We start from the raw sequence: 12,041 nt of genomic DNA on the forward strand, positions 1-12,041 counted from the left end.
TTGGGCTACGCGTAGCTTGCTTCCTCGCAGGGGTACGCTAACACGCAGAGGCGTAGAGAGTAAGAGTTTGATAAATGGAATTTTTAATTTTCATACCTCAATTCAGCAACGCCATTGAGCCAAACTGTTGAGATCACGGCTAAACCCACTTCTACAGCAACTAGCGAAACGCTACGCAGACATCAACACCTAATTGCATAAACTTCCTAAATTCGGGATAACTCTGCGTACCTCCGCGTTTTCCTTAGCGTTCCTCTGCGTTTAAAGATGATCAATCACAATCAAGGAGTTTTACCATGACATCAGTAATTAATACTGACCAGAAGGCGCATATTATTCGGGATGACAAAGAAGCGATCGCGATCGCACACGAACTAGCAGCTGAGTTTGCCAAGGGAGACTCAGAACGCGACCAAAATCGACGTTTACCTGCTGAGGAAGTAGAAAAGTTCTCCCAAAGTGGATTGTGGGGAATTACAGTCCCGAAAGAGTATGGCGGTGCTTTTGTCTCAAGTGCCACCCTGGCAGAAGTAGTTAAAATCATCTCCGAAGCCGACTCTAGCCTCGGTCAAATTCCCCAAAACCACCTCTACATGGTGGAAGCAGTTCGGTTGGATGGTACAGATGAGCAGAAAAAGTTCTTCTTTGATTTGGTTCTACAAGGTAAGCGCTTTGGTAACGCCTTCTCGGAAATTGGCACAAAGTCTGTCACCGATGTGCAGACAAAGTTAACACCAGATGGTTCTGACTTCGTACTCAACGGACGCAAATATTACTCTGCTGGGGCATTACTAGCACATTGGGTTCCTGTGATTGCCAGTAATCCAGATGGTAAGACAGTGGTGGCATTTGTCGAAAGAGATGCCGAAGGACTAACCCTACTTGATGATTGGACGAGCTTCGGACAGCGTACCACTGCTAGCGGCACTACCATTATTGAAAATGTGAAAGTTAAAGCAGAACACGTGATTCCGCACTACTTAGCCTTTGAAAGGGCTACTCCAATGGGTGCGATCGCGCAAATTATCCAAGCCGCCGTAGATGTAGGAATTGCCAAAGCCGCAGTCCGTGACACCATCCACTTTGTCCGCAACTATACCCGCCCTTGGGTTGACAGCAATTTAGAAAAAGGCTACGAAGATCCGCTGACACTGTACAACTTAGGCAATGTCCAAATTCAGGTTCATGCTTCTGAAGCATTGCTGCGTCGTGCAGGCGAATTTCTTGATATTGCTAACGAGTCAGGTTTAGAAGAACCCAAGGTAGTTGAAGCATCGATCGCAGTTGCCGAAGCCAAAGCCTTAGCCACCGAGGCAGCATTATTAGCTACTAACAAGTTGTTTGAACTAGCAGGTACTAAGTCCACATTGGAGGAATTCAACTACAATCGCCACTGGCGAAATGCCCGCGCTCACACACTCCACGATCCCGTGCGTTGGAAATACTACGCTGTTGGTAACTACTTCCTCAATGGTGTCTACCCTCCACGTCATCCTTGGCTGTAATTGCCATATTCTCTATTCCCGGATTTCTCACCACACCTCTCAAAGCCTGCGCTTGTGCAGGGGAGAAGTAAGAAGTAATGAGTAAGAAGTAAAAACTTCTTACTCATTACTCATTACTCATTACTTCTCCTCTGCTCTATCAAATCCAACATTATTTAAGTTGATACTATGAGCGTTGCAAATCCAACTCAAAGGCGGAGCATTTGGAAAAGCCAGCCATTTAAGGGGCTACTTTTCATTGCTATAATTGCTGTCATTAGCTATATTTTTGAACTCATATTTGGTCAAATTATTCAGCTGAATGTGGGCACAAAGTTGACTTATATCACGATATGCTTCGTTTGGTGGTGGCATCTAGGTTTTTCCCTCAACGGCTATCCAGGTTCCCGCTTTTCTCCTACCCGATTTGGACGAGGAACAGTGAATTTAGTAGTACTGTTGGCGCTAGTTTACATAACTGGAGAAGTTTGGAAGTTTATCTCTGCAAAACCAGCGATCGCTGATACACCTGTTGGCTTATGGGGACAAACAGCAATTATTGCCGCCGCCGCCAGTTTATTCTTCTTTGACAACACAATCGTTACCACTGATGAAGTACGCAACTGGCATCCAGTGAGCGGTTTTCTCAATATCTTTTTTGCCATCTTCTTTATTGCCCCTGCCCTCACCTTTCTACCACAAATGTGGGGACTTCAACCGTTTTACATTCCTTGGTATTGGTATCCTTGTTCAACAGTATTCGGTAGTTTCTTTGAACGTTGGCCTTTAAACAAATTGGAACTAGGAATGCCACGTTTGGGATTACTGCATACAGGTATTATTTTGCTACTCACTCTGATTACAGAATTGTTCCTCAAACAGCTAGGATTGGATTTATTTACCACAACAACAGGCCCAACCTTTGCAGCTATTTGGACGACTATTGGTTTAGGATTTGTTTGGCAATTCAATATGTGGCCTTTCACGGAGTTGTCACAGCCCACAAAAGGCATAGTTGCATCTGTTGCTAGTTTAATAATTTCAGTCTTATTCTACCTGGTGACAGTATCCCTAATAGGTCAGGAAAATATTATCCAAGGGCTTTACTGGTGGTTTAATATACTTTGGGTTCAAGTATTCTTAATGGCTCCAGGATTATACGACGGAATTAGTCTTTGGCAGGATGTACCGCCACTAGTTGAAGAACAGCAACCCCTGAGCTTGAATCGTGAAGGGCGTTAGAATAATTCGTAATTCGTAATTCGTAGTTAAGAATTCAATTATGAATTATGCATTAGCTATTAGGTTGGGTTGAGGTACGTAAGCTTTTACGTATACAACTTGCATTATCAGGGCGGTGCAAGATGCCCACCCCACAATCATAGTTCCTGAGACGAAGGGCACTAAGAAAAGCTATAAGCTTTGCCCTAACTGGTTCCCAGCCTGGAGGCTGGGAACCCATTCTCGGAGGCTCCGCCTCCAGTGGGCTGACCAGAGGCAGAGCCTCTTGGAATACATTCCCATTCTTCAGACTGGGAACGAGGTGAAACAAGCCTTTCGCCTTTTCTTAGTGCCATTCGTTGCTGAGAGGATTCAAAAGGTGAAGGTTGTCCTGACAGTGCCAATTACGGCATCCTGATTGTCATTGTTTTGAGCCGGAGCAGTGATCCAAATTACGCCAGGGGTGATAGCAATGTTATCTGTAAACTGATACTTGTAAAAACCTTCAATGTGTAAGGATAAATCGTTTGCAGGTGCAGGATTACCACCCCGATAAGGTTCTGCACCCACAATAACACCACCAAGGTTGCCTTGTTTACCTAAGTCTGGGAATGCCAATCCCAGAGCATAGTACCAAATATCTGCACTACCACTACCTGCCAGATTCTTGGCGTTAGTGTAGCCAAAGAAGCCATTGACTGCAAATCGAGGACTAAATTTATAGAAGGCTTCGACTCCGTAAGAGTTGGTAATCGTCCGCTCAAATGGAGTATTGGCTTGTTGTGTTCCGACTAGTGTAAAACCACTACCAAGGTCAAATATTCCTCCCCGATTTTGGTAGGCATTTACATAAGTCAAACCAATGCCAGAGTTCTTGTTGGGGTTCCATGCTATTTGTCCAAAGGCGCTGTATTGACCATTAAAAAAACCGCTGTCTGGCTGAGGATTGGCATGATCTCCTGCTAAGTAAGCCAAACTCAATACCAATTGGTCACTGAGTCGATAATTGAATCCTCCACCAGCACCACCACCAATACGATAGATAGGGCTAGAGGAAGCAAATTCTGTCAAAGCGCGACCGCCACCCGTAGCACTATCGAGATATGGACTCAGAGTCGGAACAAAGTCAAAAAATACTCCATTTATTGCTCCTATGTAAGCATCGATTTTGCTACCAACTGGAAAATAGTAAGAGAGCCAATCTACGGCTACTTGATTGTTACTAGGAGCAAGATTGAAGGTTTGCAAACCTTCGGCTGAACCACCAGGAAGCTGCAAAATAGTAGCGTTTCCAGCAGTTAAACGAGTATTGAGAGTGTCTTTACCTGTAAAACTAGTTTTGAAAACGAGGCGAACTCTATCTTGAAAAACTGTATTATCTCCATTAACTGTGCCTTGAAAGGCATTTGTAATCACAAAAATAGCTTCCGCAGAAAGCTTTGTAGTTGTTGAAAACTGATTTGCTTCTAGTTCCGCAGTCCTAGCTTCTAAATTATCAACACGACCCCGCAAAGTTGCTAGTTCAGCAGTAAATTCTTCTTGCAGTCTTTGTACAATAGTTAAGTCTTCTTTGGTAACTAAATCAGATGTAGCTGTTGCAATTAGCTCGTTGATCCGAGATAAACAAGCATTTAAACCTGCTGCAAATTCATAGCGAGTAATGGCGCGGTTTCCTCGATAAGTGCTATTTGGATATCCCGCAATACATGCATAACGCTCAACTAAAGATTGAAGTGCGCCAAATGCCCAATCAGTTGGTTGCACATCTGAAAACTGAGATACAGATGTTACCTGAGACATCCTGTTTATCTGTTGGACATTTATATCACTATTGATTGCAGGAATTTTAGGTGTTTGGGCGATGGTTGTTACCAAGGGATTATCCCTGAAATTGCCAATTTCAGCCACTAATTTACTGTCTTCGGCATGGGCTGATGTGCTGACTAGCAAAGTAGCACCCAAAATCACCGATTCCATAAATAAATTATGAAATGAACGATTGAACATTTCTGTCACTCCTCACATTGTTGATTTGAAAAATTTAGTGAAAGCAATCAAATATCTCGGTGACTTGTCCAGCTAAAAACTTATGACTGTCCTGAAAAATGTTTAATTACTCTTACAATTAAAAGGTTTCACTAATACAAATGTAATGACACACCTCAGTAAATTTCTGAAGTTTTGTCTGTATATTTCAGTGTCAAAAAAGACTTGTTTTGACAACAATAGGATTCCTCTAAAAGCTGGTCTATTTGCCAAGAAAATATCTATCTGTAAAAATATTTAAACTTTTAGAGAAAAATCTAATTTTTGCCTATTAGTTGCTAACTACTGTTTGTCGATCAGGCTAAAGTAGCTTAGTGCATTCAAGTTACTAATATTGCATATATGCTCTTGAAAAACAAGTACATTAAAATAATTTTTCTAATGTATTTTTTTTTCTGATTAGCTCTCAAGTAAATATTTTTTGATTCAGCACTAAGAAGCTATATATTTAGTAAAAATTATTTAATTTTAGCTTGTTTTATTAGTTAAACTATGCAATTATATAGTGATAGTACGGTAATTTTATCAAAACACTGTAAATTGAAAGTTTTTCCAACCAAGTTTATAGTTACTCCTCACGAAAAGTTAGCAGGAGAAGTTGCAAGATATGCAATTAATCGAAACTAAAGAGTCTCAAAATTATCTTGATATAGCTAAGTCTTTAGCAAAGGAATTTGCCGAAACTGCTGTAGAGCGGGATGCTAAAGGTGGAACACCAAAGTATGAACGCGATCGCTTGCGTCAAAGCAGCTTACTGAAACTGATCGTACCCACAGAGTACGGTGGTTTAGGACAAAACTGGATTACCGTTCTGCAAATTACCCGCGAGTTTGCCAAGGTTGATAGCTCCATTGCTCACGTCTTTTCTTACCACCATCTAGGTGTAGTCATTCCTCATATCTTTGGTTCGGCGGAGCAAAAACAGCGATATTACTCAGAAACTATTCACAATAATTGGTTTTGGTGCAATGCCCTTAACCCTTTAGATAAAAGAACTACTCTGACACCAGAAAATAATTATTTCCGTCTCAACGGTGTTAAAAGCTTTTGCTCTGGCTCTCAAGACTCGGATATATTGCCGATCACTGCAACTCATCAAGAAACTGGTGAATTGAGTATTTTGGTAATTCCCACCCAACGGCAAGGTGTTACTGTTCATCATGATTGGAATAATATCGGGCAACGGCAAACAGATAGTGGTAGTGTGACTTTTGAGAATGTGTTGGTGTACCCTGAGGAAATTCTTAGTAGTAGAGACAAACAAAGTCAACCGTTCACCACTATTCGCGCCTGCTTAACTCAATTGAATCTTGCTAATATCTACCTGGGAATTGCTCAGGGAGCCTTTGAAGCTGCTAAAACGTATACTTCCACTAATACAAAACCTTGGCTGACATCAGGTGTAGAGAGTGCAACCAAAGATCCTTACATCCTTCAGCACTACGGCAAAATATGGGTTGATCTGCAAGCAGCCACATATTTAACTGAGCAAGCGGGAGAATTACTACAAGCAGCTTGGGAGCGAGAATGGTCACTGACCTCAGAACAGCGGGGAGAGTGTGCGCTTTTAGTTGCTGCTGCTAAAGTGGTCGCTACTAAAGCCGGCTTAGACATTACCAACCGTATATTTGAAGTTATGGGCGCACGTGCGACTAGTGCAAAATATGGCTTTGATCGCTATTGGCGCAATCTCCGCACGTTCACTCTCCACGATCCAGTCGATTACAAAATTCAAGATATCGGAAACTGGGCGTTAAATGATGAACTGCCAAAACCTAACTTTTATTCATAGTAGTCTGTCAAATTCATTTTCATTTTGACGATTGGGGAGACGCGATAAATCGCCGTCTCTACAAGGATTCTATCCATCAATTATTTATTGTCTTTTACCAATGGTCTGCGATCGCCTCTTTAAAACTAGCTAGGCAATATTAGCGAGTGGAACTACCTTAACTTAATACTACGACAATTCGATCAAGATATAGTATTATGTTTGCATTTATTTGTACTAGAAACAAAAAACCTTAAACTCTTATTCCTCCGTGTTGTCTGCGCCTCTGTGGTGCGATTTTCTATGACCTCTGCGTAATTCTTGAGGTCTGATGATGTGTTGGCTTAACTACTATCGCTTGTCAGGAGGCAGGTCTGTTGAACAGAAAACGAAATTCATCATTCATTGAAAAAGTCAAGCAAAAACTTGTTTCACCCATCGCTTGGTTAGCACTGGTTGCGTTTAGCATCTTGCTAGTCATTAGCACAACGATCGCTAGCAGTTTCGCCCAGAACCCTGCTCAGAAAGCAGGTGATACAAGTATACAAGCCTATGCTGGATTTAAAGGCAAAATCGGCAGAACCTTCGCAGAATCAACACCTTGGTGGACTCCACAGCCACCATCAGCCAAAAAATCTCTAGCTTCATCCCCTACCACCGCAGCGCCAAAAGAGGCCCCCAATATAGTTGTTTTCCTAATTGACGATCTGGGGTTTTCCGATTTAGGCCCCTACGGCTCAGAAATTAGTACACCGAATATTGATAAATTAGCAGCTAACGGACTGCGGTTTAGCAACTTTACCACCCATCAGCTTTGTTCTCCCACACGAGCCTCCTTACTGACAGGATTAAATGCCCACTCTGCGGGTGTCGGTTGGGTTGCCGAGGGACACCCTGGTTTTCCTGGTTATGCGGGTGAAATTCAGAGTAATGTTGTGACTCTGACAGAAATTTTACGTAGCAACGGCTATTCTACCCTGCTGACAGGTAAGTGGCATTTGACTCAGACTTACGATCGCACCGCCACAGCTTCCTTCAATTCCTGGCCGTTACAGCGGGGGTTTGAACATTTCTTTGGTTTCTTAGATGGATTGGAACATCCCCAGACACCCCATATTCTCTACGAAGACAATACACCGATTTCAGTCGATCGCTATCCTGAGAATTTCCTCACCACCGATTACTGGACAGAAAAAGCGATCGCATTACTCAAAGATGCAAAAACGAAGTCTCCAGACAAGCCATTTTTCTTGTATTTTGCTAACAATGCTGTTCATTCACCGTTTAATATTCATCCAGCAGACCTCGCCAAATATCAAGGCAAGTATGATGCTGGCTGGGACGTGCTACGCCAGGAACGCTACCAGAAGCAACTTACATCAAAGCTAATTCCTGCTGACACTCAACTACCACCCCAAAATCCAGGGGTTAAAGCTTGGGATACACTATCGGCTGAGGATAAAAAGCTATTTGCTCGTTATCAAGAGGCCTATGCAGCCTTCGTTGATAACTTAGATCAAAACTTTGGCAAACTCTATGATTATCTAGAGTCAATCAAGCAACTCGATAACACAATTATTATTGTTGCTTCTGATAATGGCGGTTCTGGAGAAGGCGGGGCAAATGGTACAACGAATGTAGCTCGTCATTACTCCGGTTTACCAGACGATAAAGCCCTAGATATCAGTCGGTTTGAGTTGATTGGTAGTCCTCAAACTGCGCCTCATTATCCCATTGGTTGGGCAACAGTTTCCAACACACCCTTAAAGCGTTACAAGTTCTTTACTCTTGGGGGCGGTAGACGGAATCCATTGATTGTTTCCTATCCCGCAAAAATCAAAGATCAGGGCGCTACCCGCACACAATTTACGCACATCACAGATATTACACCTACCATCCTGGAATTAACGGGGATTAAGCATCCCGATAAGTTTAACGGTAAACCCACGAAACCTCTGGAAGGTATTAGCTTTGCCTATCTCTTGAATGATGCCAATGCGCCAGAACAAAGAACTGAACAATACTATGAAAATTCTGGTAATCGAGGGTATTACAAAGATGGTTGGTATGCTGTCACCGAACATCAGACTGGGAAACCATTTAGTGATTCCGAGTGGCAATTATATAACCTGAACAAAGATTACTCTGAAAGCAACAATTTGGCGAAGGAGTATCCAGAGAAAGTCCAAGAACTGGCAGCAGCCTTTGATGCGGCGGCATTTAAGTATCAAGTTTATCCCCTGTTAGAATCCCCGCAACATGGAGGAGTACCGCCTTATATCAAGGAGAAAGTCAAACCGAAAACATTCCATGCGGGTGATTCGGTACTGGAACCGGATATTTTGCCCTTGGTGAGCGATCGCGATTTTACCATCCAGGTGCAGGCTCAGTATAAAGTAGGCGATCGCGGGGTGATTCTGGCTCACGGTGGACAGGAAGCTGGTTACATCTTTTATATTGACAATGGCAAGCTGTTCTATGAACACAATAACTATGGTCAGTCGATTAAATTTCCCCCAGTCTCGTTACAGCCAGGTAAACTTAACATCGATTTGAATTACGATGCACTGGGCAAACGCCAGGGATCTGGAACACTCTCTGTCAACGGTAAGCAAGTCGCAGCAGGTAAACTAGGGCTAACCTTTGGTGGCTTTCCCTATGAAGGATTGGACATCGGTAAAGATGCCCGTAGTCCCGTATCATGGGATCTCTACAAAAAATATGGGGTCTTTAAATACACTGGTGCGATCGAGCAAGTCAAATACGTACCAGGTTCCCCCGCGCCTGATGCCAAAGGGGAGTAGGGTTAACAATTCAAAATGACGCTCACAGATTCGCTAACAAAATTCAAAATTAAAGAAATTTCAGACGTTCGCGCAGCCTCTCTAAGAGTTGCCATGCCGTACCACTTCGTGGAAGCAAGCTACGCGTTAGCGTCTCTGAAAGAGAAGGCTTTAAGCTAGTGCTAACAGGGGATTTAGCAAGAAACGCGGTCTTGGGCTTTGCCCAAGTGGAGCGATTTCTCAAGACAAACCCCGACTGAAATGGGTACTACATGTAGATTGCAAGTTCTTAAACCCTTTAATTTACGATAAGTAGTGTCTCTGCTTCTCAACTAGTTAAAGTTGTTTTTGTTTGTAAAGTGCGCTTCCATTGGAGGCGCACTTTTGTTTAGCTTTTTTAACTTGTAGTACATTAGCTGGTTCTATATAATACAATAGCCTCAACTTGACACAACTTTAGCAAATAATTGGAAGTAAAATGGTTTCTAATCAAAATACAACTGATGTAACTGATAATGATTGGAATTTAGATGCAAGTAGGACACTAATTCAAGCACTAATCAAAGATTTTTATAAGAATAATTTAAATAGTTTTACAGATCCTCTTAAACAAGAAGGATTAATTGCAGCAGGAAAAGAAATATCTCAAATAATTATCTTGTTTAATAGACTGCAAAAACTCATCAATAGAAACGCACCACAAAATATTTGGTGGGATAGAATACCGAGGCTATTTATACCTGACAACAGGGATAAAACTCAAAGAGAACTGACTGAACTATCTAAAGCTTTAATATTTGCCATAGAAGCTCTGCGCGAATCATCATCGAATATAAATATTGCTCAAGCTATTAGATTTGATGTTGAGCAAATTGTTTGTAAATATGAACATCCCTTGACAGGATTTATTATTAACCCATTTCTATCAGTTCACCGTTCACCATCAACGACGACTAAAGTAATTTTTGGACTTATAAGTGCCATTTTCATCTATGGAGGAATTACTTCTTCTTCTATCGCCGGACTTTGGATTTTTTCAGAACTTGTTAATTATTACAATAACAACAATTATAATATCAATCGAAAAGTATTACAAAATGAAATAAAAGAAATTCAAAAATATACAGATAACCGAGTAGAGCAAATTCAAAATAATGCTGAACAAAAAAGTCAACCAGAAAGCACAAATCCGACTTCTGCAAATGACATGAATAAATTGAAACAAAGTAAAGAAGAAATTAAAGAGTTAAGTATAATATCGCAAAAAAATGCAGAATTTAAGAGTACAGAACTCACAACACTAAATAGTAATCTTGCTGAATTAAATGCACAATATAGCAAAAGGCAAGCTGCAAATGAGAAATATAATGAATTTCTTCTCCAACTAAGTCTAGCTATTGCGGCAGGAACACTAGGTAGTATTATCAGTATTTTAATCAGGATTGAAGAATTTCAGAAAAAGAAATATTCCGATCCACTAACTCCGTTTCTTGTTGGTGCTTTTAAACCAATGATTGGAGGAGCATTTTCTGTTTTATTTTTAGCCTTAATTAACTCTGGAATAATCTTAATGTTTATTAATCCCAGTGTCTTTAAGCTCAATCCAACTACTAATCAAGAATCATCTCAAGACCAACAAAGGTCTTTAATTTTTGTAATAGCATTCGTTGTTGGTTTTAGTGAAAGACTTGCAAAAGATTTTATAGGTAAAGCAGAAGAAATAGCAGGTGCTAACCGAGATAACCCGGAGTATAAACCAGTTATTCAGGAATTATCAAGTGATGTAGATAGTTTAAATACGTTGCCAATAAAAGCAGCTAATAGTGCAGTCGCTTCAAATAAACTCCCAAATAAAGTAGATGGTAATGATTTGCTAAATATTGCAGAAGATTTAAACTCTAGCAAAGGCGATCGCTAATCCCAATTTGAAAAATAATTGCGGCAGATAGATTAATATAACCCAATACAGTTCAGAATGAGCAACAAAACACTTGTAGAGACGGCGATTTATCGCGTCTCTCTAACCGTCAAAATGAATTTGACAGACTACTAGATAACAGTTAAACACTTCCATCCCAGTGATTGATACCGCCTTTTTATCAAGAGTTGTGAAGGTTTTGTCAATAATTATTAAATTATATTGAAACAAGCATTTTGAAGTATATATTTTTTAAATTTAGAATTGCTAGAGTATCAACAGGACACTTTGTATTGTCTCCTTGTTTATGGAAGAATACAAAAATCTGCATCATAAACTTTTTTTGCAGAAGTTAAGTCAAAACCTAATATTCTTTGGTAAAAGAAATGAAAAACTTTGTTAAGCTTATAGTCTTCAGCTTTTTGATACTTGTTGCAACTGTAGGACTTGTTATAAGTCCAGTACCATTTGATAATCAAGCTTTTGCTGCTGAGTCTGCTACAAAAACTCAAGATGTTTCAGCAAAAAAATCTAGTACAACTGTAGTTGGCATTAGTGCTAGTGCTAGTGTAAAAAAGCCTAATGTTTCGTCGCCTGGTGTTCTGTCGGGTAACCTTGTTCAAGTTCCCGTTCATGTACCTGTTAATGTCTGTGGTAACAGTGTTAATGTAATTGGTTTATTAAATCCAGCATTCGGGAATAGCTGTGTCGATTCTGAAGACCCCAAGAAATAAAGAAGAAGTCAGGAGTCAGAATCAATTAAGTGACTAAATTAAGCTCCAGGTTGTCTTTTATAATCAGATAACCTGGAGCGATGC

At 40.8% G+C, this 12,041-nt stretch carries 6 protein-coding genes and 1 pseudogene; 6 read left to right on the forward strand and 1 reads right to left on the reverse strand.

All coding sequences use genetic code 11. The features are described from left to right. Positions 1-296: 296 nt before the first annotated feature. Complete coding sequence (locus tag FD723_RS30605) at positions 297-1,505, forward strand: SfnB family sulfur acquisition oxidoreductase (RefSeq protein ID WP_179068705.1); 1,209 nt, start codon at positions 297-299, stop codon at positions 1,503-1,505. A gap of 168 nt (positions 1,506-1,673) precedes the next feature. After that, on the forward strand, positions 1,674-2,726 hold the full coding sequence (locus FD723_RS30610) for a hypothetical protein (protein WP_179068706.1): 1,053 nt from the start codon (positions 1,674-1,676) through the stop codon (positions 2,724-2,726). Positions 2,727-3,077: 351 nt separating this feature from the next. On the opposite strand, the gene FD723_RS30615 is transcribed toward FD723_RS30610, so the two are convergent. After that, complete coding sequence (locus tag FD723_RS30615) at positions 3,078-4,712, reverse strand: iron uptake porin (RefSeq protein ID WP_179068707.1); 1,635 nt, start codon at positions 4,710-4,712, stop codon at positions 3,078-3,080. A 646-nt stretch (positions 4,713-5,358) separates the two neighbouring features. Between FD723_RS30615 and FD723_RS30620 the strand changes: the two genes are divergently transcribed. The 4 genes and pseudogenes from FD723_RS30620 to FD723_RS42255 form a co-directional block, all read left to right on the forward strand. Beyond that, positions 5,359-6,543 carry an acyl-CoA dehydrogenase family protein gene (locus tag FD723_RS30620; RefSeq protein WP_179068708.1) on the forward strand — a complete coding sequence of 395 codons (1,185 nt, stop codon included), beginning with the start codon at positions 5,359-5,361 and terminating at the stop codon, positions 6,541-6,543. A gap of 356 nt (positions 6,544-6,899) precedes the next feature. Beyond that, complete coding sequence (locus FD723_RS30625; protein WP_179068709.1) at positions 6,900-9,326, forward strand: arylsulfatase; 2,427 nt, start codon at positions 6,900-6,902, stop codon at positions 9,324-9,326. 457 nt (positions 9,327-9,783) lie between these two features. After that, a complete protein-coding gene (locus FD723_RS30630) occupies positions 9,784-11,223 on the forward strand; it encodes a hypothetical protein (RefSeq protein WP_179068710.1) in 1,440 nt (479 codons plus the stop codon). 584 nt (positions 11,224-11,807) lie between these two features. Then, positions 11,808-11,957 (forward strand): annotated as a pseudogene (locus FD723_RS42255) (chaplin); the annotation flags it as partial. Between the last annotated feature and the right edge of the window lie 84 nt (positions 11,958-12,041).

It is taken from the genome of Nostoc sp. C052 (assembly GCF_013393905.1).
Lineage (GTDB): Bacteria > Cyanobacteriota > Cyanobacteriia > Cyanobacteriales > Nostocaceae > Nostoc.

Bases quoted from the DNA above. Each gene is read 5' to 3' on its own strand.
- FD723_RS30630 (WP_179068710.1), top strand. From the start codon at position 9,784: ATGGTTTCTAATCAAAATACAACTGATGTAACTGATAATGATTGGAAT.
- FD723_RS30620 (WP_179068708.1), top strand. From the start codon at position 5,359: ATGCAATTAATCGAAACTAAAGAGTCTCAAAATTATCTTGATATAGCT.
- FD723_RS30615 (WP_179068707.1), bottom strand. From the start codon at position 4,712: ATGTTCAATCGTTCATTTCATAATTTATTTATGGAATCGGTGATTTTG.
- FD723_RS30605 (WP_179068705.1), top strand. From the start codon at position 297: ATGACATCAGTAATTAATACTGACCAGAAGGCGCATATTATTCGGGAT.
- FD723_RS30610 (WP_179068706.1), top strand. From the start codon at position 1,674: ATGAGCGTTGCAAATCCAACTCAAAGGCGGAGCATTTGGAAAAGCCAG.